This is a genomic window from Flavobacterium sp., assembly GCF_040379285.1.
Lineage (GTDB): Bacteria > Bacteroidota > Bacteroidia > Flavobacteriales > Flavobacteriaceae > Flavobacterium.
This window is the reverse complement of the sequence record NZ_JBEILJ010000040.1, coordinates 1-24,822: the sequence shown is the minus strand read 5'-3', so window position 1 is coordinate 24,822 and position 24,822 is coordinate 1. Positions and strand designations below refer to the sequence as shown.

Below are 24,822 nucleotides of genomic sequence, written 5' to 3'. Positions count from 1 at the left end.
TCTACAAAAATGGTTGCAGTACTACTTTTTATCGTAGGTGTTTCAATTAAAAATGTCAAATAAATTTTATCGTCATCTTTAGTGCTAGAAATATATTGGATACTAAGTTTTTTCTTTTCAGCTTCCTCCCTCTTATCCCCAATCGTTGCTAGTCTTGTAAATTTAGGGTGTTGTAATCTCCCGTTTTCGCGGTGCCATGCTAATTTTTTGCTGTTCATGGTGTGTAATGATTTAAAAAGTATTGGGGTGTGTATACCACACCCCAAAAAAATTAAGTTGTTGTTTTTTTGTTCAAATAGGTTTCATTCTCAAGAAAAGGCACTTCCGTATTGGCCTCACATTGGTCTAAGGTGGGTAAACCTTCGGCATCAACTGCGACTCCACTTTTTTGTAAAGCAATTAATGAGGTGGGCAAAGTAGTGTTCCAACTTTCTTCAATCACGTATTCTTGTTCTTTTAACTCGTCTAGGATAGAAGTGTATAAAGGATTGTCTATGACTGGAATTAACCCGCCTAACCAAATTTGTCCTGTTGCTAAATAATGCATCACGGCTTTTTCAAAACCAGGTTTAACCGTAACAATTACTCTTGCCAAACCTGCCTGCATAAATGAACGGAACAAGGCATCATTGCTCTCATTTTGATATAAATCTTTCCAATCCTGTTTGTTTCCCCAATAATAAGGGTAAAACGAATAACTCATCAAATTCCACTCAAACGCTTGCTCCATAAATTTTGCAAAACTGGTATACTCCTCCATTTTTTTATTCAATTGCACTTGATAGGTGGTGAAGGTTGCGTTATCATCATACATTTTAACTCCGACTCTTTTTGTTGAGTTAGGATTTGAATGGTCCATCAAATAAGAGATACAATTGTGTCGCAAAATAGTTTGCTCTATTTGTCGGTAAAATAAAGGGTTACTTTCGATTTGCGAACGATTGTTTGTCGTGGTTTCTTCCACTTTTTGATTGTAAGCTTCTAGCAATTCTAAATAGCCCGCAATTATTTTTTTATAGGCTTCTTTTTTCCATTCATCAATAAATTCTTGAGTTAAACTTACAGAAACTTCAACAGAAGCACTTGAGGTATGCTTTGCAATAGCTGTATAGGAAACAGGAATAGAGTTAGTATATTTCTCTATAGGGACATTAAACATTGAAGTGTTGTTAAATGCGGTTAAAGTTTTCGTTCCACAGCTTACAGAATGAAATCCATTTCCAATTCCATTTGAACTTCCAAATGTTGAGACTTCATTTAAAATTAATGAGACATTTGTACTGTAATACCCTTTTGGGATTTCAATTGAAGATGTTTCAGAGTGTGTAAATCCAGATTGTACAGAATTTTTATTTTGTACAAACGATTTGCCTATTTTAAATGACGTGATCGGATAAGTTTCAATTTCTACCTTGTATTGACTTGCCAAATAATGGTAATTGTCTTTATTGATTTTAGTAAAATCTGTAATGCCAATTGTTTTTGGATCAATAGGTTTTTCAATAACTAGGTGGCTAGAATTTAGTACACCAGCTTCCATACCTAGTAAATGGAGTTTACTTGGTTGGGGTACGGCAAATTCATACATCAACCGTTTGCCATAATTATAAATTTGATTTTTGTAGATTGCATTCACATAACGATAAACACCCGAGACATGAGATACACCTTCGGTGTTGTCAAATATATGAGTATTGACCTCAGTAAATTCTTCAGTAGTTTTTACTGTTCTTTCATTTTTAACACGAGAAACTACTCTCTCTACCGCTCTTTGAGTGATTTCTTTTGCCTGAATTACCGATTCTCTGTTACTTTCTTCAAGTGATGTGTTTGAGGCAAAACTTGCTCCACTGTCAATAATCGTTTTACCCCATTCGCTATTGACATTGAGATGTGAATTAAATTGATTTTGTTTAAGCATTAGTTTGGCAACTTCTGTTTGCATTTCAAATCGTTCAGTTGTGGCTGTGTCTAGAACTTTTTCACTTTCAATTTCATTGCTAGAAGTTTCAATAATTTGAGTTTGTAAGAATCTAGTAGTACTTTTTTCTCGCAACTCTTTAGCCATGATGTTTTCAATGTGGGCAACTTCACCAACTTCGTATTTACAAATCTTAGAAACAACTTTTTTATAATCTGCAATTCCTAATTGTTTATACCCATAAGTACTTGGTGTAAAGTTTAAATCAGAATCTTCGTTTTCTAAATTATTTGTATCACTTTCTTTTGGGGTTAGCTTTCCATTGATACAGGTGAAAAATCTATAGTCTTCTATTTCAAAGGAGTACTCTTGTCCATTGTTGAACTGTAATTGACCGTTAAATGAACTCACTACACTTCCGTTTGTACTATTCAAATTAGAGTTAAACAAGTTATCTAACGTTATTACATTACCATCATTTGATTGATTAAATGATCCATTTGTATAATTGGAATTGTCAGCATAGGTCAAATTATAAATAAAATTTGTAACGACTAAACTAGCATTTGATGTATGGATAGCCAAAAACATACTTATTTTTCCATTTGGCAATAAATGCGAACACAAACGAAATGAGTAATTAGAATCAACCTGAATGTTTTGTTCTAAATTAATTACGGAATCACCCAATACCATAGTAGGTTTAGAAGTTTTTAAGCTTATGGCAAGGCGTTGATGATTAAATTCAATACAACTTTCAAGTTCTGTAAGTAAATCATCTAGAGTTTTTATTTTACTCATGTCTACAATTTCTGAAAGCACCTTTTTTTGGTTATCATCCAATTGTAATAATACCTTGTCAATTTTTAAACTCTCGTCAATTTTAAAACTAAATTCTTGAATTTTGGAATGATTAACTATCGGCTTATTACAAATATCTTCTGGGTGAAAGTTGTTTTCTCTAGGAATTTGACACTTTTTACTTAAAGCCTCATTGTAAGTTTCTTCATATTCACTTTGAAGTTGTTTAACATCTTGTAAATAGGAATTCAATTTTGCATTGAATTCACTTTCGCATTGAACCTCATAATTTCTTTTTATGACATTCAATGGTTGTATTAACTCATTACATTGTTGAATTTTAACTTTTGCTAGTTGTAATTCAACAGAGTTGTCTATGTGACTAGTAAAGTAGTCAGGATTCGAATTTCTTGTTTGAAAAGGGTTTGATTTGGCAGAAAAGTCAAATATATCACTTGGCAATAGAATCATAGGATTAATTAAATCATTAAAACTAGATTGTATCTTCCCTTTGTTTTTCAGGATATTATTTACAATAAGTATTTGAAATACAGCTTCTTTAATGTAAAAATCCTTCTGAGTAATAATTTGATAATAGACATTACTCCATAATTTACTTTCAAAGGTATTACTAATAGGATTTATTAAACCTACTTTGGTTTCTAAATTCCTTGAATCAATTTTTGATTTATTACTACTAAACCAATCAGATAAATCGAAAATTTCTTCATTTTCATCTTTGATTTCAGTTAAATTTCTAAAAGCATTAAAATTGACTGCTTCTTCACTAAGCACCTCAAAGTTTGATTGATTTTCCTCTTTATTGAGGTAAGCAATGTAAAACGGGTCGTTTTCTAAATTTGGATTGGATAAAAACCGAATACTAAAATCCTCTTTTTTGGATAATTTAGGACTTCTCAGACTAACAAAACGAAATAAAGTAGTTTGATTTTTGACTTCTGTGGACATGGTATAAAGTATTAAAATTAAATAGTTAACGAGATAAAATGAATTGAATGGCTTTATCTAATGATTCAAAATTATTAAATGAAATTGAGAAATTATAAAAAAACACAAAGGAAAAACCCTATTTCTTTTAAGGAAAAAACCCTGAAGCTTTGGGTAAAAACCCTATTTCTTCTCCGGAAAAATACCTAAAGTTCTCTGGAAAAATACCTCATTGGGTTAGCGTGGGAGATGGGGCTCGAATATATAGTGCTGTTGCGAAAGCCAAGTGCAGGCAATCCGCTTGCCTACACGGGTGTCGTGGGGATCAAAGTGCGGAGGAGGAATTTGACGGTGATGTGCCGCTTGGGTATAAAAAACTTCGCGGCTCGGGCGCTCGGGGTGTACCGCATTGATAAAGCCTTGGCGCGCTTCCTGTTGCAAACACAGGGTCAAAATGCCTATGCAGTCGGGTAAGGCAATCAAATGCACAGGCGCTTTAGGCCGTTCTAAATTTTGCCGCCCCGATAAATACTGCACTGGATGCCGATCGGGTCCTACCAAGCCGCCCAACCGAATGCCCGTATACGGAAGCCCCGCCTGATGAATCGCTTGCTCGGCTGCCCAAAGTCCTCTTCCCGAGGGTGTGTCGGGTTCGGGCACCGTTGTGTCATCAACCCAATCTTGTTGCTCTCCAAAAACGCCGGTCGATCCTACCCATAGTAGTTTTTCAATCGCTGTCTTTTGTAATTGCTGCAGGAGTTGTTGCACTTTTTCCACATACGAATCCTCCTGCGATTGCCGAAGTTTTGGCGGGAATGCCACGACTAGTTGGGAAACATCGGCGATAAAATCGGCCCATTCTCCCTCGCATCCTTTTGATGTCAAGGTAACATTGAATGCCTCGATTCCAGCGTCAAGTAAAATTTCCTTCTTTTCGGGAGTGGTTGTACTGCCTTTCACGCGATACCCTTCGGCCAATAAATGTTCCGCCAAGGGTTTTCCCAGCCATCCACAGCCTACAATGCCTATAATGGGTTTCATGGTTGCGCCGGAATTGCAGGTGGAGTGGGTCGCACGGGTTGTATTAGCACGACAGCATCATTCAACACAAAAGGCATAGGAAGTGTATTTTTCGGCCGCGGTGGTACGCTCATACGGGGTTGCTCAAGCAAGTCAAACGAACTTTCCATCAATTCCAATTGGGGTTCAACGCCCACGGGAACATCAAACGAGAACACCAAGGGTTGATTTCGGGTAACATAATAACAGAGCAGTTTATGGGAGGCTTGTCCGCCAATTTTGGAGGTATAGGTTAGCGGTCGAACCCCATTGGCTTTCACATGCGCAAGGGGCACTTGATTTTTGAGGAAAATATCATAGCGGTTTACCCGACGTTGGGGGGTAATTCGAATTTGATAAAAACGACGATTGCCTTTTACCGTATCCCGTTCAAATACAATGGAGGGTCCTTTCAAGGCATAAACAGGCGCCGGATGCATCCATCGGAAGGCAGTTCCATACTTGCTGTACAATGCATTGCGGTTTAATGGCGCTGCCGATTGGGGTTGTTTCGATAAAAAGGCTTGATTCCAGGCATCGGGGCGCTCATCATAGGTTGTCCAATAGGCCTTTTTTTGCGAGGTGTCGAAAACATACAATAAGCTATTGGGACGGGCTTTAGCCGAAGTAAACGAAGCGTTCCAATGGGCTTTTCCCAAAAAGGCAATACCTATGATGAGACATACAAAGGCCCAACGGGATTTATACGGAAAAGCGCCCAAAATAGGCAGAAGAAGCACAAAAGTAAGTACGGTAAGTACCGCCGCGCCGGGAAGTATTTTCAATCCTAATCCTACAGGGAATAAAGGAATTAAAGGCACCAACAAAAACAAGGCTGGCAGTGCCATTATTAAATTCCACAGTCCTTTGGATTGTTGGGTGAGTACAAAAGCGCCCAACATAAGCGTTGATCCCAAAACGGGAAGTAGTAAAAACGAGGCGCCGGGTAATTTCCAGGCGAGTCCCATTCCGAGGATAATCCAAAGAAAAAGTCCAGCAAAAAGGCGGTTCATTTCGGCAAAACGACTGGTTTCTTTGCGGTAAAACCAGAAACAAATTCCAAGGGTCAAGGCAATACACGCATGGATATAGTCGTGACCGTTATATGTAAACCCTTGCAGTATTGTGGCGGCATCGGGATAGATCCAGGGCAAAAGGGTAGCGATACCACACGCGACCAATCCCGCAACAAAAAGCGTAAGCACCAAGGGAATAAATCCTTTAACTACTTCATCAATGCGCAAAACGTGTTTCCCGAGTCCGATGAACGTGAAGGTAAACAAAAGAATGGCTGTAAGGAGGACCAACGGCCAATTCCACGCAAAAGGATAATGCACAAATCCAAACGGAATTGAGAAATACACGTCTTCCTCGGGATGTTCAAGCGTTCGTAAATCCCGTTGTGTAAAATGCGTCAATAGCGCCATGACATAACTTCCTTGGTGGGCAAGCGATAGTCGCGATAGATTGGCATAATGATCTTGTGCGGTATGGTAGTTATAACGGCTGTCGATAAAGGCAAAGTTGAAGCCTTGAATTTTTCCCGCTTCACGAAAAACAGTGAGATCGGTATCATTGGGTAGCATTTTGTAGATGCTATACATCAGCGAATTACTCACGGGATAAGGTGTTTGGGCGGCCGCAAAAGCCTCTACCATGGCGCGATTCCCTTGGGTAGTTTCCATGAGCATCATGCTTGGTCCTGAGGTGCCACGTGCTTCAAAGTTGATGACTAGTCCTACGTCTTTGGCCCAATCGTGTTGGGTCACAAAGAGTGCAGCGCCATTCAGTCCCAATTCTTCGGCATCCGTAAAGAGGAGAATCAAATCGTTTTGCAGCGGCGTTTTGTTGTAAAGTAAGGCCCGAACGCTTTCGAGGAGGGTAGCTACCCCCGAGGCATCATCGCTGGCGCCAAGTGATTTGGAGTGAGGGGCACTATCGTAATGCGAGAGGAGCACCAAGGCTTTTGTGGATTTTTGCCCTTTGATACGTGCCATGATATTGGTGGCTTCTACCAGCGTTCCTTTTTCCGTAAGGGTAAATCCGCGTTGCAATTGCGGTTCAAGACCGAGGGCATTGAGTTCTTGTTGCAGGTATTTTTGAATCCGAGGATGATCGTCAGAACCTACATAATGGGGGCGTTTGGAGAGGTACTGTACTTTTTCTAAGGCCCGTTGCGTCGAAAATTCAGCCAAGGGTGCAGGCTCTTGATCGTCGTAGGTTTGTGGCATTTGACGATAAAAAACCAACCCGATGATGAGTATCAGAAATAACGCTTCGTAGAGGTAGGTAAACTTCTTTTTCATGGTATGTAGGCTCAACCTATTCCTCCGGAGGCAGGAGTTGCAAACGGTAATTTTCCGTAAGCACGTAGCCTTGATCGTACACGTAACGATAGGTTTCGCCGGATTTGGTCATTACTATTTGGGTGAGGTAGTTAAAATCAAAACCTCGTTGTGCTAATTTCTCTAGGGCCATCGATGGTATTCCTTCGTCATGTAGTTCACGCAAGATGCGGTAATTTCGGCGCAAGGCATTGTGAACGGTTCGCATGAGGTTGTTACAGTCGCGGTTCATTCGGTTGTTGAATGTGTTGCGGCATCCATCGTTGCAAAATTTTTTGTCTTCGCGGCCCATCAAGGGTGTCCCGCATTCGTGGCAATTTCGTTTCATTTTTCGTGGTTTAAAAAAGGATTATATGGCGTTCTACAGAAATAGGGCCCTGTCCTAAAAGGATTCGGAACCAATTTTCAAGTCAAATATAACGAATAAATTGTAAAACGAATACTTTCACAGTGACCTCCTCTGAAAAACAGCAAAATACTTATTTACAAACGATTACATTCGGTAGTAAATGGTATACTACCGACTATCGCTTTCAACACTTCCTAATTTTGTCCTGTTGATGTAAGCCAAATTAAGTTTTAACCAATTATTTAAGCCATGAAAAATCGAGTTCAATTAATCGGCCATGTGGGCCAAGATCCCGAAGTCAAATCTTTTGAAGGGGGAAAGAAAGTTGCGAATCTTAACTTAGCAACAAATGATGTCTACTACAAAGAAGAAGGAGAAAAAGTAACCCAAACCGAATGGCATCGCGTCGTCGCTTGGGGGAAATTAGCCTCACTAATCGAACAGTACGTAACCAAAGGCAAGGAGCTGGGCGTTACGGGTAAAATCACCTATCGCAATTATGAAGACAAAGAAGGTAATAAGCGATCTATTACAGAAATTGTTGCGGAAGAAGTCTTGTTTATGTAAGAAAAAAAGAAATTAATTTTTAAAAAGGAAAAGTATGAGTGCATTACGAAATAAAGTCCAGTTAATCGGCCACGTTGGACAAGAACCTGAAGTCAAAACCATGGAAAAAGGGAAAAAAGTGGCGAACCTCACTTTGGCCACCCACGATGTGTATTACAAAGATGGGGGTGAAAAGGTTGAGCAAACCGAATGGCATCGTGTAACCGCCTGGGGGAAGTTGGCCGAGATCGTCGAAAAGTATGTCGTCAAGGGAAAAGAAATTGCAGTGGAGGGCAAATTGACACATCGCTCGTATGACGATAAGAACGGCGAGAAGCGGTATATCACAGAAGTGGTAGCCAATGAACTTCTTCTCCTCGGGAAATAAACCTTGTAAAGGTTCGAAAGAAACGGCAGTTCCGAGGAACTGCCGTTTTGTTTTTCAGGGCATTGCACAATTAATTGTTAACACGAAAACGTTTTCGGTTGAATTAAAATTAGCTTGTCAAAATTATTTTAATATTTTTATTCAGAAAAAGAGTATAAAACACAACGCATGTGTGCATTTCGAGTCATCATTATCGGATTATTGTTGGGGTTTGCCAGCTTGCAGTTGCATGCACAAGTGGGCATTAACACGACCAATCCCCTAAGTACACTTGACATTAACGGGAACCTTTCGGTAAAAACGGTAACCTTAACGGGGAACGGTTCGGGCAATGGAGGAGCGGCGATTTTAATTAATGATGGCGTTTATATCACCTTAGTACCTCAAGCCACCGATGATAAGTTTCAATTGCCTAGTCCTGTAGCTTTTCCGGGGCGTGTGTACGTGATTCGAAACATTCAAAACAGTGTTACCGCGCAATTAACGACCACAGCAGGAATGTTTTTTCCTAAAAATTCTACGATTGGAACCAATCAAGTCTACATGTTCGAAGGGAGTAACCGAACGGTTATTTTGATTAGCGACGGTCTGAATTGGACCTTTATTAATTAGCCATTTAACAAAGATTGTAGCGTATCTAGAAATCGGCCTACATGTATGCCATCGATCAAGCCATGATGCACATGCACCGCAACAGGCATCGTTTTACACCCCTCTTTTTCGGTCATTTTTCCAAATGAAATCTTCGGACAACTATCGGGATAACTAAAACCACGGGCATGAGATAGTCCTTCAAAATCCACCCAAGGGATACTTGAAAAATGGATTAAATTTTCATCGGGGAAGCTATGTGTAAGCAAGCCCGTTGTGTCTTGAATGCGGTCGATTTCGGCTTGGGCTTTTTTTTCAAACACCCGGACATCCGGATGATATTCCATCCACGAAAAACCAAAAGTTTCGTCTTTGCGCATAATGGTCGCCGAGGCATCAATGCGATCAAAACACCACGGTTCATTGTCGATGATACGCCATCGAAAGGGTTCACAGGCATTGACCGCCGCCAAGGTTTTATGCAAATAATAGATAAAAAAAGAGATGCCCAGTACTTTGGCATTTTCATAGGCCTTTGTACAATCTACACGACTCGTCATGCCATAAAAAGGCTCTTCCATTTGTGAAAAGAATTCAAAATGCTCCCGACGATTCCAAGTAGCAAGCGCTATTTTAGTTTTGGTCATCATACATAAAAAGGAAGTATTTCGGTTATGGAAGATAAGGCCCGAAAATTGGGATGTTGCACTTCAAAATCAATTTTTTCATACGCCCAAGTCGTGTGATACGGGATATGAAAGGCTGTTCCCCCTAGTTCTAACACGGGCAAAACATCGGATTTCAGTGAGTTTCCAATCATTACAAAATGGGCTGCGTCTATATCCAAACGCCCTAACATTTTTTGATAATCCAAAACGGTTTTGTCACTCATCACTTCGATATGGTGAAAATAGTGACCCAGTCCCGAATCGTGAAGTTTTCGGTGTTGATCTTTCAAATCTCCTTTGGTCGCCACAACCAATCGATAGTCGGCCGTTTTCAATTGTTGCAAAACAGTTTCTACTTCGGGGAAGAGTTCTACGGGTTGCTGCAACAAATCTTTTCCAATTTGAATAATGCTAGCCGTGGCAGCTCCAGACAACTGCTGGTTGGTTAACTCAAGTGCCGATTCCATCATAGAAAGTATAAAAGCCTTGATTCCAAAGCCATACAAAGGAAGGTTTTTCACTTGATGCTGTAAAATCAGTTGCAGCAATTCTTGTTTGGAGGTATAATCCTGAAAGAGTTCACAAAAGCGATCTTGTGCCTCATCAAAAAAAGGTTCGTTATGCCATAAGGTATCGTCGGCGTCAAAGGCTAGGATAGGAGTGCTCATATAAAATAATCAACTAATCGTCGCTCCATTCGCTACCCCTTCTGCATCGGGATTCACAAATACCAATTGGCCTTCGGTGTTTTGGGTGAGTAGCAACATGCCCTGACTTTCTACACCGCGTAACGCTCTTGGGGCCAAATTGACCAATACCGTCACTCGTTTTCCAACGACTTGTTCAGGAGTAAAATGTTCGGCAATACCCGACACAATGGTACGAACATCCAGGCCAGTATCTACTTTCAACACCAAAAGTTTGTCGGCTTTAGGCATTTTTTCTGCTTCAATAATCGTACCCACACGCAAATCCATTTTGGAAAAATCGTCAAAAGTAGCAGTTTCTTTCTGAGGGGTAACTTCCGGATTTGTCATGGTATTTGATTTTTTGGTCGCTTCTAATTTGTCGATTTGTTGTTGAATAGCTTCGTCTTCGATTTGGGCGAATAACAGCTCAGCCTGCCCAATTTCATGTCCCGCAGGTAATAGCGTTTCCTGTGTAAATACAGTATCCCAACCCTCGGCATCAATTCGCAACATCGAGCGAAGTTTTTGGGCGGTGAAAGGTAAAAAGGGTTCCGATAAATACCCCAATGCGGAAGCTACTTGCAAGGCAATATAAAGCTGTGTTTGCACGCGATCGGGATCGGTTTTGATCATTTTCCAAGGCTCTTCCTCGGCTAAATATTTATTTCCTAAACGCGCCACATTCATCAATTCCCCTTGAGCTTCCCGAAAGCGGTACCGTTCAATCGAACTGGCAATAACCGCTGGATAGGCTTTTAATTCGGTCAAAACTTGCGTGTCCACCTCCGTAAAGGCGTGGGGTTGTGGGACTACACCTTGATAGTATTTTTGCGTTAACACGACCACACGATTGATAAAGTTCCCAAAAATCGCCACCAACTCATTGTTGTTTCGTGCTTGAAAATCTTTCCAAGTAAAATCATTGTCTTTGGTTTCAGGCGCATTTGCAGTCAAGGCATAGCGCAAAGCATCTTGTTTACCTGGAAATTCCAAAAGGTATTCATGCAACCAAACCGCCCAGTTTTTGGAGGTCGAAAGTTTGTTGCCTTCTAGGTTTAAAAATTCATTGGCAGGAACATTGTCGGGAAGGATAAAACTACCTTCAGCTTTCAACATTGCTGGGAAAATAATGCAATGAAAAACAATGTTATCCTTACCTATAAAATGCACCAATTTGGTGTCGTGATCTTTCCAATAGGGTTCCCAATCTTTACCTGTTTTTTGCGCCCATTCTTTGGTAGCTGAGATGTAACCAATGGGAGCATCAAACCATACGTATAATTTTTTTCCCTCCGCTCCGGGAACAGGAACATCAATGCCCCAATCCAAATCGCGGGTGACCGCACGGGGTTTTAAACCGTCGTCAATCCAAGATTTGACCTGACCATAAACGTTCGGTTTCCAGTCGTTTTTATGGCCCTCTAAAATCCATTCTTTCAAGAAATTTTCATAGCGATCTAGGGGTAAAAACCAGTGTTTTGTTGCTTTCAAAATCGGTGTGCTCCCCGTGATCGTCGATTTTGGATGGATCAAATCGGTAGCGTTCAACGAAGACCCACATTTTTCACATTGATCCCCATAAGCCTCGGTATGGCCGCATTTGGGACAGGTACCGGTCACAAAACGATCGGCTAGAAATTGGTTGGCTTTTTCATCATACAATTGTTCGGTCGTTTCTTCAATAAAATCGCCTTGTTCGTACAGTTTTTTAAAAAATGCAGCCGCAGTTTCATGGTGAATTTTTGCGGAGGTACGCGAATAATTATCGAAGGAAATTCCAAAATCAGCAAACGATTGCTTGATGATGCCATCGTATTTATCAATTACTTCTTGGGGGGTAATGCCTTCTTTTTTGGCTTTCATCGAGATAGCCACTCCATGCTCGTCGCTTCCACACATAAACGCCACATCGCGCCCTTGCAATCGAAGGTAACGCGCATAAATATCGGCAGGAACATAGACGCCAGCCAAGTGACCAATGTGAATAGGGCCGTTTGTGTAGGGTAAAGCCGCTGTAACAGTGTAGCGTTTTGGAAAATCAGACATTGCGATGAGGTACTAAATTTTTGCAAAAGTACGGCATTTGCCCAAAATCACGAACATATAGTTTCTTATATTTGCCCGAAGCATTCTGGCGAATGAAACCATTAATTCTATTTTTGTGGGTGACGATTTGTTCATCCAACCTATTGGCGCAACGAAAAATGATAACACCTCCTTCCCTACAAAAAGGCGATACCGTAGCGATTGTGGCTACAGCCCGTAAAAATTTAGACGATAATCTTGGTCCAGCCATTACGTGGTTGAAAAGTCTTGGACTCGAAGTGGTTATCGGGAAGACCATCGGACTAGACCATTATCAATTGGCGGGAACAGACGCTGAACGTGCCGCCGATTTTCAAGCTGCGATGGACAATCCCAACATCAAAATGATTTGGTGCGTGCGGGGCGGTTACGGAACGGTTCGGATGATCGATTTATTGGATTTTACCCAATTTTTGAAGCATCCCAAATGGGTGGTGGGATTTAGTGATGTTACGGTTTTGCACAGTCATTTGAATACGTTGGGAGTGCAATCTATCCACGGGATTATGCCGGTCAATTCCAAAGCAAGTGCGGCTGCCAAAGAATCGCTTCGCCAAGCATTGTTTGGGGAAACGTTGGAATATCATTTGCCCTGCGATGCTCTTAACCGCACAGGAACGGCTACCGGGCAACTTGTGGGCGGAAACCTTTCGATTTTGTATAGCTTGTTTGGTTCTCCTTCGGCGATAGATTGTACGGATAAAATTTTGTTTTTAGAAGATTTAGACGAATACCTTTACCACATCGACCGTATGTTAATGAACTTAAAACGCAACGGTTGCCTTGAATCACTGAAAGGGATTATCGTGGGAAGCATGACCAAAATGCACGATAACGAAATTCCATGGGGGAAAAATGCCCTCGAAATTATTGAAGATATTACCAAGAATTACCATATTCCCATAATTTACAATTTTCCTGCGGGTCATATCGCCGATAACCGCGCGCTGATTTTTGGTCGTACAGTGACGCTAGAAGTGACTGAAACCGAAAGCCACTTGGTGTTTCATCCTTAGTACGATATTTTATTGATAATAAGTGTTTGTAAACGAGTAGATTGGTATTCGTTTTATATTTTTGGGTATCATTTAAACGCCATACCCTATGAATATGTATCATGACCCAGAAATTTGGGAGCGATCCCGTCAGTTTTGTAGCGACTTGTACCAGCTCACGGCGACGGATAGTTATTATCAAACGTTTTATTACACGCCGATTTTGAGGCAAATTGCGGTACTTGTCCCCACCCACATCATGTTGGCTTATCAAGCCCCAAAACCTGATGTTTTCATTAGGCATTTGGATTTTACCTTGGGTGCCGCCTACGAGTTAAGGACCTTACTCATGTTTAATGTGTTGTTGGATTTTGAAGAGAAATCGCCCAATCGGCCACTCATCCACAAGATAAATATCCTGATTGCTAGTATCAATCTATTGCGGGAGCGGGTACAAACAGGCCGGACACCACGGTCGAAGAGGACGATTTTGTGGACCTAAGTTATGGCAGCACATAATGATTTAGGAAAAGAAGGGGAGTCCTTAGCGGTTGATTTTCTAAGGCGTAACGGATACTCTATCCTGGAAACCAATTGGATATATCAAAAAGCAGAAGTCGATATTTTGGCCCGTAAAGATGATCTTCTGGCGGTTATTGAAGTAAAAACCCGTTCCAGTATCACTATGGGATTGCCGCAGGATTTTGTTAAACTAAAGAAAATCCGATTGTTGGTAAAAGCCGTAAATGCCTATGTACAAGAGCAAGCGTGGGAGGTGACGGTGCGTTTCGACATTATTGCGATTCATCAATTGGAGGGACAAACCGTGTTGGAACACCTTGAAGATGCGTTTTATTATTTTAGTTAGAAAAAAGCTATCTATTTTGTATTTTTACAAAAAAAAGAAATTGCTATGGTTCGTTTTTTTACTTTTTTAGCGGTATTGTCTTTTTGGACAAGTTTCGCCCAATTCCTTGTGGGTCAGCAAGTAAAGTCCTTTGAAGACCGTCGAGCGTCATTTCAAACGGTTACGGTGCTCCAACCGAAGTCAGAGGTACCCAATGCAACTATTGAAAATGTGGTAGCAGAGTCCACAGTTGCTACTTTACAAACCGCGGCTATTCAACAAATTTACAACCAACGTCCGCAAACACTTGAAGTAATAATTCCCTATCAAGGAGCTTCCGTTGTGCTTCGGTTGTACCGCGTCAACCCCTTTGCCGAAGGGTTTCAGGTGCTTACCCATCGCGGTGAAACAGTATCCTACACTCCTGGCGTGTATTACCGTGGTATCATCAAGAATGATTACCGCTCGGTCGCGTCCCTTACTTTTTTTGAAAATTCATTGAGTGGCCTTATCTCCGGCAGTACGTTTCAAAACCTTGTGGTCGGACCCCTCAAAAACAGCAGCGATTACATCGTTTACTCCGATGCAAAAATGAAAGTTCCGCATCCGTTTCAGTGTCTCACCGACGACGGACCTGCAATGATGCGCCAGGCACGCAGTGTGCCCAATACGACGCAATCGGCAAAATGTGCAACGACCTATTTTGAAATGGACTATAACCTCTACCAAGAAAATGGCAGTGATACAACTACGGCAACCAATTGGATGACTGCCGTGTACAATAATGTTCAAACCCTTTTTGAAAATGACGGAATTACCATCGCTTTTCGTACGCTCTTGATTTGGACCGAACCCGATCCGTATGAAGGTATTGGCACCTCTTCTGTAGATTACCTGTTTAAGTTCAACCAAGTTCGTCCCGTTTTTGATGGAGATGTAGGACAGTTGTTGGGCATTGACGCTGGCGGATTGGGCGGTGTAGCCGTAACCATTGACGGTTTGTGTTCTTCTCAAAATTTCTGTTATTCTGATGTTGAATTTGATTTTCAAACGGTTCCTACCTACTCATGGACGGTGCTTGTGCTCACGCATGAATTTGGACATATTTTAGGGGCTCCTCACACACATGCTTGTATTTGGAATGGGAACAATACGGCTATAGATAATTGTGCCACAGCAGGAATCGGACCCACAGCGGAGGGAGCTTCGTGTAGTACTGACCCGTTGACGATTCCTTCCTCGGGTACCATCATGAGTTATTGTCATTTGGTGAGCAATGTTGGTATAGATTTAGCCAACGGCTTTGGACCGCAGCCTGCCCAACGTATTTTGGATACTTTTACCCTGCGCTCTTGCCTCAGCTCCGATTGTATCAATACGTGTATCAATACTGTTGAACGCATCGTTCTGGGAACAACAACACAAACATCGGCGACCTTCAATTGGATTGATGTTACTGGAGCTACTGCATGGCGCGTTCGCTATTATTTGTTCGGAACAACGCCGGGAAATTGGACTACCGTGACAACCAATACTTTGACGGCTACAAATTTAACGCCCAACAGCTATTATGTGATTGAAGTAGCGCCAGAATGTCCCAGCGGATTAGAAATTGGGGGGCGTCAACTAATTTTTATGACTGATGATGTTTTTTGTGCAGGTTCGGTATTTACCGATACGGGAGGCGCAACAGGCGATTATGATGATGAACAAACGGTGATTCGTACCTTGATTCCCAACGTCCCCGCCAATAGCATTACCCTCACCTTTACGCAATTTAGCTTGGAGCAAGATTACGATTACTTATACATTTATGATGGAAATTCAACTGCGGCGCCTGAATTTAATGGCGGATTAGGATTTACAGGCAATCAAATCCCGGGTCCTTTTGTGTCCTCTGCTGCCGACGGTTCACTAACGCTACAATTCAAGTCGGATGCTTTTGTCACCGATGCCGGTTGGGTTGCCAACATCGGATGTACTCCCAATTTAAACACGGGAGATTTCCAAGGAATTGATTTTACCTATTACCCCAATCCGTCCAACGGACAGGTATTTGTATCGTCCAAAACCAACGTGCAGTCGGTGGCGGTACATAATGTTATGGGACAATTGTTGCTTCGTGAAATCCCAAGGGATTCCAACTTTTCGATTGACATTACTGCTTTTGCACAAGGGACTTATTTCGTTACCTTACAATTTGAGGAAGGTCGATTTGCGCATTTTAAAGTGGTGAAGAAGTAAAAAATAAAATGCCGTCCTAACGATGGCATTTTTTATAACTGTTCAATCAATTCCAAGGCTTTGTGAATCGATTTGACGTGTTCAAAAGTAATCAGCAAGCGTAAGCCATTTTTGGTTTGCTTTTCTTTAATCTTGCAGAGGTTTCCATGGCATTGTACAAATTCTAGGATATGCATAAAACGTTGGGTTTGGTAGAAGTCACTCTGTTGGTCCCCAATAAAATACCCCACCATTTTGTCTTGTTTCAAAAGGAGTTTTTCAATTCCCAATTGCGTCGCTTTCCATTTGATGCGGATGCTGTTGATCAACGCTTTGGCAGGTTTCGGTAAGGGACCAAATCGATCCACAACCCGTTGCTCATACTCGGCTAAGGATTTTTCATCTTTAATGGCGCTCAACTCATTGTACAAGTTCAAACGCTCCGTAATGTTGTTGATATAATCATCGGGGAACAGCAACTCAAAGTCAGTGTCGATTTGTAAATCCTTGACATACTCCTTCGTTTCAGGGTCATTGTCTTGCGGATAAAGTTCTCTAAACTCGTTTTCCTTCAATTCTTCAATGGCTTCATTCATGATTTTTTGATAGGTTTCAAACCCAATCTCATTGATAAACCCACTCTGTTCGCCTCCCAATAAATCACCGGCCCCACGAATCTCCAAATCCTTCATAGCAATGTTAAATCCACTGCCCAATTCACTAAACTGTTCCAAGGCATGAATTCGTTTCCGCGCATCATCGGTCATTGCCGAATACGGAGGCGTAATAAAGTAACAAAACGCCTTTTTGTTGCTTCGTCCCACCCGCCCGCGCATCTGATGCAAATCGGATAACCCAAAATTATTGGCATTATTGATAAAAATGGTATTGGCATTCGGAACATCCAAGCCACTTTCAATTATCGAGGTCGACACCAGCACATCAAACTCCCCATTCATAAAGGCTAACATGAGTTCTTCCAACTTTTTGCCGTCCATTTGCCCGTGTCCAATGCCAATTCGGGCATCGGGTACCAACCGCTGAATCATTCCTGCAACCTCCTTGATATTCTCAATGCGGTTGTGAATGAAAAATACTTGACCGTTGCGCTGAATCTCATACGAAACAGCATCGCGAATCAATTCCTCATGAAACCGTACAACCTGCGTTTCAATCGGATATCGGTTGGGTGGTGGCGTTGTAATCACCGACAAGTCACGCGCCGCCATCAACGAAAATTGCAAGGTTCGCGGAATCGGTGTCGCGGTCAACGTCAAGGTGTCAACGGTATGGGAAATCGTTTTGAGTTTGTCTTTTACATTTACGCCAAACTTCTGCTCCTCGTCAATAATCAGCAAGCCCAAGTCTTTAAATTTCACGTCTTTACTCACCAACTGATGGGTGCCGATGATAATATCAACTTTCCCTTCTTCGAGCAGTTTCAACGTTTCATTTTTCTGTTTTGCCGTTCGAAAACGATTCAAATAGTGTATCGTTACGGGTAAATCTTTCAAACGCTCCGAAAACGTGCGGAAATGTTGGTAGGCCAAAATGGTTGTCGGTACCAAAACCGCCACCTGCTTGCCATTGTCTACCGCTTTAAATGCCGCGCGAATGGCTACTTCCGTTTTACCAAAGCCAACATCCCCACAAACCAAACGGTCCATCGGACGCTCGTTTTCCATATCGGTTTTTACGTCCTGCGTTGCTTTATATTGATCGAGCGTATCCTCGTAAATAAACGAGCTCTCCAATTCTTTCTGTAAATAACTGTCAGGAGCACAGGCAAACCCCCGTTCGGCGCGCCGTTTGGCATACAACTGAATTAGGTTGAATGCAATGTGCTTGACGCGGGCTTTCGTTTTTTGTTTCAACGCTTTCCACGCATTCGATCCCAACTTATAAATCTTCGGAGGTGTCCCGTCTTTACCGTTGTATTTTGATATTTTATGCAACGAATGAATGCTTACATACACAATATCATTGTCGGCATACACCAGTTTTATCGCCTCTTGCGTTTTTCCTTCGACTTGAATTTTTTGCAACCCGCCAAATTTTCCAATCCCATGATCGATATGGGTAACATAATCACCCACCGTCAAGGAAGTCAGCTCTTTTAGTGTTAGGGTTTGTTTTTTGGAATACCCGTTTTTCAAGTTAAAACGATGGTACCGCTCAAAAATCTGGTGGTCGGTATAGCACACCAACTGATTCTCCTCGTCAATAAATCCTTGGTACAACGGCATGACCATCGTATGGTATTGCTTGCGAACACTCTCGTGATTTTGTTCGTCGATATCCTCAAAAATATCATGAAAACGTTGGGCTTGATTGGCATTTCCACAAAACAGATAGTTCTTGTACCCGTGAAAATGATTTTCGCCCAAATTTTGCAACAACAAATCAAATTGCTTGTTGAACGAAGGCTGCGGTTGCATCAAAAACGGAAGCGTCATCGTACAGGGATAATGCACCTGATTGCCCAATTCGACGACCGTAAACCGCTCGGCACGCTGTAATAAATCGGCTCCATGTACAAACAACTCCTCCGGCGATACATGCCGAATGCCGTTGTCCAACGTTTGAAAAGCCACGGTCGCTTTGGCAAATAATTTATCCAACTGTTGGCCTAAGATTTCAGAATGTTGAAAAAACAACACCGTCGAAGGATCAATGTAATCCAAGAAAAGCTCGCGGTTTTCCTCAAAAAACTTATGCTCCACATTCGGAATAATAGCAATTTTTTTCAGCTTTTCAATCGACAATTGCGTTTCTACATCAAAACTGCGGATGGAATCCACTTCATTGCCAAAAAATTCAATGCGGTAGGGATGATCATTCGAAAATGAAAATACATCCACAATCCCCCCGCGCACCGAAAATTCTCCAGGTTCAGTTACAAAATCAACCCGTTTGAAGTGGTATTCAAACAAGACTTCGTTGATAAAATCAATGCTCGTTTGGTCGTTGACCGCAATCTTTAAGGTATTTTTCTCCAGCTCTTTCTTGGTGACCACTTTTTCAAACAACGCCTCGGCATAGGTAACCAAAAAAGGAGGCTTTTTGCGCGAATTGATGCGGTTTAAGACTTCCGCGCGCAATAAAATATTGGCATTATCGGTTTCTTCCAGTTGGTAAGGCCTGCGGTACGAACCCGGATAAAACAACACGTCTTGTTCGTTCAAGAGTTGCTCCCAGTCGTTGAGGTAATATGCCGCCTCTTCTTTGTCGTTGAAAACCACCAAAAAAGGACGATCCATTTTTTCAAATAAAGCCGCTAACGCAAACGACAAACCCGATCCCAAAAGACCGCGAACATTGATTTTAGCCTCCGGTTGGCGGAGTGCTACAGCCAGTTGTTCAACTTTGGGTGACGCTTGGTACACCGAGAGCAGGGTACTTTTACTCAAAACTTAGGGAATTATAGGCGTATTCGGTATGGCACGCGTAGTGTCTTTCATCTTCACAAAATCAGGCTCTCCCGGTTCGCGGGGAATCAAACTGCGCTGCACAATTTCTTCAAATTGCAATTGTAAATATTCGATTTCAGTATTGATTTCACCAATCAGTTTCACCACTTTGGCCGCGGGCGTTTGATTAAGGTGAATAAATAAATCCAAACTTTTCAACTTGGTATTGATTACTTTCAGTCGGGCACGCACCGCAGGTTGGTTAAATTCCATCGGCAAGGTATTGACCAACGCCTCCGATTGGGTCACCAAAACCGAAGCTTTTTTCTGAAAAGCATTCAATGTACTTTTCGGTTTTTGGTTCACTTCCCGCAAAAAATTTCGCCACTCCATCCAGCTGTTCAATCGCGCTTGCGTCGTGGGTTCAATCGGCGCAATATCAAACGTCCAACCCGAAGTAATGGTCGAAAACACCACCTCTTTTTTCTGTGCCTCCTTCGCCTGCTCCGCTTTCAACGACGCATTGTCGTTTTGACACGAAAACAAACCCAAACACACCAAGATAAACCAACCGATTCTCATATACTGCCATTAAGCCTTGCAAAAATAAGAAAGTAGTTTGGAGTTTTATCGTTAAAGAAACGGTAAGTTTTATACCCGCTTCCGACTTCCCACAGGCAGTCTCTTTTGTTTTTTGGCAGCACACGCCCCCATTCCTCAACACGCCCCCTCCCGTTTTCGCCTGTATCTCCCTTCCGAAGGTCGGGAGGATGCCGGCTCTACCGGGGCTGTAGTCAACTACCTTTTTTTAATTTGAAGATTTGAAGATTTGAAAATGAATCCTTCTATTGAACCATAAACTTAAAACCTTTCCTATTCATTTCTTTCTAATGACTAATGTCCAAAGTCTACCGTCCAAACTTGAAACCTGAAACTTAAAATCCCCCATCTTTTTTTGTATCTTCCCATCATCAAAAGATCCGACAACCGGCAACCGACAACCAACAACCAACAACCGACAACCGACAACCATTTACTATGAAACACCTCCTCCTCTTCCTCACCACCTTCGCTTTCGCGCAAACGCCCAAAGAAGCAGTCAATCAATTGCTCGATCAATGGCACAAAGATGCGGCTACGGCCAATTTCAACGCTTATTTTGCTGCAATGGATGAATCGTCGGTTTTTATCGGTACCGACGCTACTGAAAATTGGGATAAGCAAGCCTTTCAAGCGTTTGCCAAACCCTATTTCGATCGTGGGAAAGCCTGGAACTTTACCGCTTTGGAACGCCACATCTATTTTTCTGCCGATGGAACCATGGCCTGGTTTGATGAATTGCTTAACACCCAAATGAAGATTTGTCGCGGAAGTGGTGTGCTGATTTTAACTTCTCAAGGTTGGAAGATAAAGCACTACGTCTTGTCTATGACGATTCCCAACGATACCACCGATGCCGTGATCAAAATAAAAGCGCCTCTAGAAGACCCCCTGATCCAGCAGCTTTCCAAAAAATAAGAGTTCCTTCGGGAACTTTTTTAGGGGTATACATCCAAGGATTATTTTTCTCCGTATATGAAAGGGTAAACAAAAACAAAACCCCATGAAACGGAAAAAAGTAAAAGTGATTTTAGGTTCGCTATTCGGCACCTTCTTACTCTTCTTTATCATTTTGGTGGCCCATATTGCCACTGCCAAGCCTGTCGAAAATGCGCACATTCAAGTGAGCCGCATCGACTTTGAACAGCCCTTAGACAGCGCCTTGGCCACCACCGTGACGCAACAGCTTCGTGCGATACCGGGTGTGAAAAGCGATGTCATTGTAAAAAACAATGTGGTGGTCTATTTTCACGACAATACGGTCGCCAACAGCCAACAGGTTTTTGATCAATTGATGCAAAAAGGAACCTACAACGCCCAACGGTTTGTGGTCCCTGCCGAATTGGCCAATGCCCAAGCCTGTGCCGTTATCAAGAAAGATAGTTGGAGTTACCGCTTCTCTTCTTTTGTGCAAGGAATCTTTAATTAATCTAATATTCGTACCTATGAAAATGTTAAAACGAACCGCATTCGCAGCGGTAATGATTCTAGCCGCCGCTTTCACTTCGTGCAACAACGATGATGACAACAGCGCACCAGCCAAACCCTCCATCTATGCGCGCTTGGGCGGCACTACCCTGGTCAATGACCCCGATAACCCAGGACAAATGATCGAACAAGGGCGTCTGAGTTACCGCAAAGTGGTCAATACCACGGTAGGATTGATCGTCGCCGATATTCAAGCGGGGGCTTCAGGGAATTTGAGTGCCCATTTTGCACCCGTTTTGGCCGAGGTAGGCGCAGGGAACACCACCAATTTGGCGATTCTTGTAGACAACCTCACCGACTTTTTCTCGTTCAACACGGGAGGAACCAATGCGGTCAACACCTACACGGGACTCAATATGGTCGATGCGCACAATCCTACGACTAACCCCCGTATGGGCGTAAAATCAACCAATGCCGATTACACCAAATTTGTCGGGTATGTAGGCGCTGCCGCACAACAAAACGGCGTAGCAGCCAACACCGAATTGTATACCGATATCGTTGCGGTATTGGAATCCCTAAGAGCGCCTATTGTTCAACAATAGTAGTTTTTGTTTAGAGTGAAGAGGCCTCCCATGGGAGGCCTTTTTGTATTTGATTAATACTTTATAGCTATAAATTTCCTATACATTCTATTTTTATATTTTTTGTTAAAAAAAAGACACAAAATCATAAAAATAAAAATACACTTGTTAAATTATCAACAGTTTTTTTGATGTAAAAAAAGATGAGAATAACTTTTTTAACGTATGATACATTTTAAAAATTATTGGAAAGTGTTGTTATTACTAAGATCTCAAGGTTATAACATATATTTAATGGTTTAATAAATAAGTTTTTTTTGGAATTATTTATAAATTTTTTTGATGTTATTTATAAACAATAAATATATTTGTTCAATAAATAATAAATGCCAAAAAATGAAAGCCTATAAAATTTGTTTCGTTTTGTTTAAACTATTTCTTTGTTTAGGGATTTAATTTTTGCTTTTACGAGTTGTGAATTAGAACAAGATTACACTCGTAAACAATCAAGATCTTCGTACGCAAAAATTGAAGACGTACCATTTTTAATTCCAAAAATTCAAGAATATAGTCGTCGTTACAATTATTTAAGTGATCCACAAGCATCACGACAACTAGCTAAGTTTAATGAAGATGAGTTAGATTTGGAGCATATTTTAATATTTGAATATGCAGATGGTAAAACAACTTATAGTATAAAAGTATTAAAGGAGTTTGAGCCGGGAGAAGATAGGTATTATGAAAATTTACACATTTTTAAAATAGGCGATGAGTTCAAATCATTCATAGTAAAGTATAACCAATTAAATGACTCAGAAGTATTTAATTTACAAACATTCACAGGAGATTTAGAAGTTTACAATTCAAATAAAGAATATCAAGGTATCGCACAGTTTGAAAATGGTGAAAAAAGATGTAATAAGTTTAATGTTGGAGGTTGGGTAATATGGATTCATAACGGTACTATTGATGTATGGTATAATGAGTTATTAGCAGACACTTCATCTGGAAGTAATAATAATAATCAAAATAATGATCCAGAACCACAGCCTCTATTTTAGCAAATACAAATCCACCAATTGGAGAAAACAGTGGAGGCGGGGTCAATAACTTATTGGCTGAACCATGTGCAACTCTGGCTAAGTTAGCTGACCCTTTACAAGGAAATTTCAAACCTGAGATTGATATAATGAAGCAAAAAGTTTTGGATGAACAAAATAATAAAAAAATAGAATGGGGTTTTACAATGAATTCCATAATGAATCCAGATGGAAGTTTTAATTACCCAAAGACACCCCTAGCTTCAAGTCCTGGATTGACAATAGAATTAGAATATACACAGATTACAATTTTTGGTGCTCATACCCACCCAAGCGACGGATATTCAATTCCTTCTTTTGGAGATGTTTATTGGTTACGAAATGTTTATCAGCAGGCATCCAGCTCACGACAAAAAGATGTTACTTTACTTACTGTATGTAAAGATAAAATTTCTGGTCAAGCTGTGGTCTATGCGTTGTTTGTAAGCGATTTTGGAGCTTTAAATACTAAAATAAATTTAAAACTTGCTGAGGCGAAATATAGTAGTTTACCAACTGAAAAATCAAAAATTGATGCAATAGTCGCAAACCAAGCAGTTGGTAATGAAGCAAACAAAGACAACCTTGAAAGGCATTTTTTACAAGAATTTAACTCTTATGGAATTAGTTTGTTTAAAGCCGCAAACAACGACCTTACCCAATGGGAAAAATTAGAACTCAACACCAACCCCAATGCACTGCCCGGGCAACAACTTAGCGTAGCTGGAGTGCCATGTAATTAAATAAAGTAGTAGTATGAAAAAAATAGTTCAACTTTTTGTAGGGTTATGGGTGAGTGTAAACGCCTTTTCCCAAACTCAAACTGTAGATTTAGCGCTTCAGGGGGATCTTTTAAGTGTTGAAAAAACACCCAATGGATATTACTTTAAAGATATGTATCATGTGTTAGATCCTTATGTGGGTACATGGGTCTTTACCGACGGGACAACCCAATTAAAACTTGTTTTACAGAAAAAAATGTCGAATGTAAATAATGTTTTCTATCAAGATATGATTTATGGCGAATACCAGTACATAGAAAATGGTGTAGAGAAAGTCAATACACTTTCACAATTGAATGAAAATTTTAGCGATTGCCGATTTTATACTATTTATGGCAACTTGGTAGTTCCCAATGATAGTCCGTTGTGTTTTGGGTGTGAAGTGGGTGAAAAAACCCTCGCAACGAGCATAAGTCATAGTGAGAGTGAATCTTCAGGGCAATTATTACTCAAAAGAATAACGGTCAATGGACAACCCGCTTTA

At 41.1% G+C, this 24,822-nt stretch carries 23 protein-coding genes; 13 read left to right on the top strand and 10 right to left on the bottom strand.

The window, feature by feature from the left end:
- The 5 genes from ABWO12_RS09050 to ABWO12_RS09030 all read right to left on the bottom strand — a co-directional run.
- The coding region (locus tag ABWO12_RS09050; protein ID WP_353088509.1) for a hypothetical protein at nt 1–218 on the bottom strand (218 nt) is incomplete at its 3' end.
- A gap of 53 nt (nt 219–271) precedes the next feature.
- Nucleotides 272–3,691 (bottom strand): hypothetical protein, encoded by a 3,420-nt coding sequence (locus ABWO12_RS09045; protein ID WP_353088507.1) that lies wholly within the window; start codon nt 3,689–3,691, stop codon nt 272–274.
- Nucleotides 3,692–3,907: 216 nt separating this feature from the next.
- Nucleotides 3,908–4,711: an NAD(P)H-binding protein gene (locus ABWO12_RS09040; protein ID WP_353088506.1), complete on the bottom strand. Its 804-nt coding sequence runs from the start codon at nt 4,709–4,711 to the stop codon at nt 3,908–3,910.
- Entirely contained in the window at nt 4,708–7,035 is a 2,328-nt protein-coding gene (locus ABWO12_RS09035) for a M28 family peptidase (RefSeq protein ID WP_353088505.1), read from the bottom strand. Before ABWO12_RS09035 ends, ABWO12_RS09040 begins: the two co-directional genes overlap by 4 nt.
- A 16-nt stretch (nt 7,036–7,051) precedes the next feature.
- Nucleotides 7,052–7,402 carry a hypothetical protein gene (locus ABWO12_RS09030; protein ID WP_073360495.1) on the bottom strand — a complete coding sequence of 117 codons (351 nt, stop codon included), beginning with the start codon at nt 7,400–7,402 and terminating at the stop codon, nt 7,052–7,054.
- A gap of 270 nt (nt 7,403–7,672) precedes the next feature.
- Between ABWO12_RS09030 and ABWO12_RS09025 the strand changes: the two genes are divergently transcribed.
- The 3 genes from ABWO12_RS09025 (at nt 7,673) to ABWO12_RS09015 (ending at nt 8,969) form a co-directional block, all read left to right on the top strand.
- Nucleotides 7,673–7,990, top strand: a complete 318-nt coding sequence (locus ABWO12_RS09025) for a single-stranded DNA-binding protein (protein WP_353088504.1) — start codon at nt 7,673–7,675, stop codon at nt 7,988–7,990.
- A gap of 34 nt (nt 7,991–8,024) precedes the next feature.
- Complete coding sequence (locus tag ABWO12_RS09020; RefSeq protein ID WP_353088502.1) at nt 8,025–8,357, top strand: single-stranded DNA-binding protein; 333 nt, start codon at nt 8,025–8,027, stop codon at nt 8,355–8,357.
- 168 nt (nt 8,358–8,525) lie between these two features.
- The gene (locus ABWO12_RS09015) at nt 8,526–8,969 is read left to right on the top strand and encodes a hypothetical protein (protein WP_353088501.1); all 444 of its coding nucleotides are present in this window, start codon (nt 8,526–8,528) and stop codon (nt 8,967–8,969) included.
- On the opposite strand, the gene ABWO12_RS09010 is transcribed toward ABWO12_RS09015, so the two are convergent.
- Genes ABWO12_RS09010 through metG form a run of 3 tightly spaced genes read right to left on the bottom strand, consistent with a single transcriptional unit; the run spans nt 8,966 to nt 12,351 of the window.
- Complete coding sequence (locus tag ABWO12_RS09010) at nt 8,966–9,598, bottom strand: CatA-like O-acetyltransferase (protein ID WP_502902925.1); 633 nt, start codon at nt 9,596–9,598, stop codon at nt 8,966–8,968. The two genes, ABWO12_RS09015 and ABWO12_RS09010, sit on opposite strands and share 4 nt — an antisense overlap.
- The gene (locus ABWO12_RS09005; protein WP_353088500.1) at nt 9,595–10,284 is read right to left on the bottom strand and encodes an HAD family hydrolase; all 690 of its coding nucleotides are present in this window, start codon (nt 10,282–10,284) and stop codon (nt 9,595–9,597) included. Before ABWO12_RS09005 ends, ABWO12_RS09010 begins: the two co-directional genes overlap by 4 nt.
- Before the next feature lie 9 nt (nt 10,285–10,293).
- On the bottom strand, nt 10,294–12,351 hold the full coding sequence (gene metG / locus ABWO12_RS09000) for a methionine--tRNA ligase (protein WP_353088499.1): 2,058 nt from the start codon (nt 12,349–12,351) through the stop codon (nt 10,294–10,296).
- A gap of 92 nt (nt 12,352–12,443) precedes the next feature.
- Between metG and ABWO12_RS08995 the strand changes: the two genes are divergently transcribed.
- The 4 genes from ABWO12_RS08995 to ABWO12_RS08980 all read left to right on the top strand — a co-directional run bounded on the left by ABWO12_RS08995 (nt 12,444) and on the right by ABWO12_RS08980 (nt 16,476).
- Nucleotides 12,444–13,406, top strand: a complete 963-nt coding sequence (locus ABWO12_RS08995; protein ID WP_502902924.1) for a S66 peptidase family protein — start codon at nt 12,444–12,446, stop codon at nt 13,404–13,406.
- An 88-nt stretch (nt 13,407–13,494) separates the two neighbouring features.
- Nucleotides 13,495–13,887, top strand: a complete 393-nt coding sequence (locus ABWO12_RS08990) for a four helix bundle protein (RefSeq protein WP_353088498.1) — start codon at nt 13,495–13,497, stop codon at nt 13,885–13,887.
- A 3-nt stretch (nt 13,888–13,890) separates the two neighbouring features.
- The gene (locus tag ABWO12_RS08985) at nt 13,891–14,253 is read left to right on the top strand and encodes a YraN family protein (protein ID WP_353088497.1); all 363 of its coding nucleotides are present in this window, start codon (nt 13,891–13,893) and stop codon (nt 14,251–14,253) included.
- A 45-nt stretch (nt 14,254–14,298) separates the two neighbouring features.
- On the top strand, nt 14,299–16,476 hold the full coding sequence (locus ABWO12_RS08980; RefSeq protein ID WP_353088496.1) for a M12 family metallo-peptidase: 2,178 nt from the start codon (nt 14,299–14,301) through the stop codon (nt 16,474–16,476).
- 32 nt (nt 16,477–16,508) lie between these two features.
- On the opposite strand, the gene mfd is transcribed toward ABWO12_RS08980, so the two are convergent.
- Nucleotides 16,509–19,865 (bottom strand): transcription-repair coupling factor, encoded by a 3,357-nt coding sequence (mfd, locus tag ABWO12_RS08975; protein ID WP_353088495.1) that lies wholly within the window; start codon nt 19,863–19,865, stop codon nt 16,509–16,511.
- Nucleotides 19,866–19,868: 3 nt separating this feature from the next.
- Nucleotides 19,869–20,447 (bottom strand): hypothetical protein, encoded by a 579-nt coding sequence (locus tag ABWO12_RS08970; protein WP_353088494.1) that lies wholly within the window; start codon nt 20,445–20,447, stop codon nt 19,869–19,871.
- A 456-nt stretch (nt 20,448–20,903) separates the two neighbouring features.
- Between ABWO12_RS08970 and ABWO12_RS08965 the strand changes: the two genes are divergently transcribed.
- The 6 genes from ABWO12_RS08965 to ABWO12_RS08940 all read left to right on the top strand — a co-directional run.
- Nucleotides 20,904–21,383 carry a nuclear transport factor 2 family protein gene (locus ABWO12_RS08965; RefSeq protein WP_353088493.1) on the top strand — a complete coding sequence of 160 codons (480 nt, stop codon included), beginning with the start codon at nt 20,904–20,906 and terminating at the stop codon, nt 21,381–21,383.
- A gap of 85 nt (nt 21,384–21,468) precedes the next feature.
- On the top strand, nt 21,469–21,894 hold the full coding sequence (locus tag ABWO12_RS08960) for a hypothetical protein (RefSeq protein ID WP_353088492.1): 426 nt from the start codon (nt 21,469–21,471) through the stop codon (nt 21,892–21,894).
- A gap of 16 nt (nt 21,895–21,910) precedes the next feature.
- Nucleotides 21,911–22,498, top strand: coding sequence for a globin family protein (locus tag ABWO12_RS08955; RefSeq protein ID WP_353088491.1), 588 nt, complete (start codon nt 21,911–21,913; stop codon nt 22,496–22,498).
- A gap of 419 nt (nt 22,499–22,917) precedes the next feature.
- Nucleotides 22,918–23,538 carry a hypothetical protein gene (locus tag ABWO12_RS08950; RefSeq protein WP_353088490.1) on the top strand — a complete coding sequence of 207 codons (621 nt, stop codon included), beginning with the start codon at nt 22,918–22,920 and terminating at the stop codon, nt 23,536–23,538.
- Between the two features lie 128 nt (nt 23,539–23,666).
- Nucleotides 23,667–24,299 carry a hypothetical protein gene (locus ABWO12_RS08945; protein ID WP_353088489.1) on the top strand — a complete coding sequence of 211 codons (633 nt, stop codon included), beginning with the start codon at nt 23,667–23,669 and terminating at the stop codon, nt 24,297–24,299.
- 13 nt (nt 24,300–24,312) lie between these two features.
- Nucleotides 24,313–24,822 (top strand): DUF6705 family protein (locus ABWO12_RS08940; protein ID WP_353088488.1); only part of this gene is annotated, 510 nt, incomplete at its 3' end.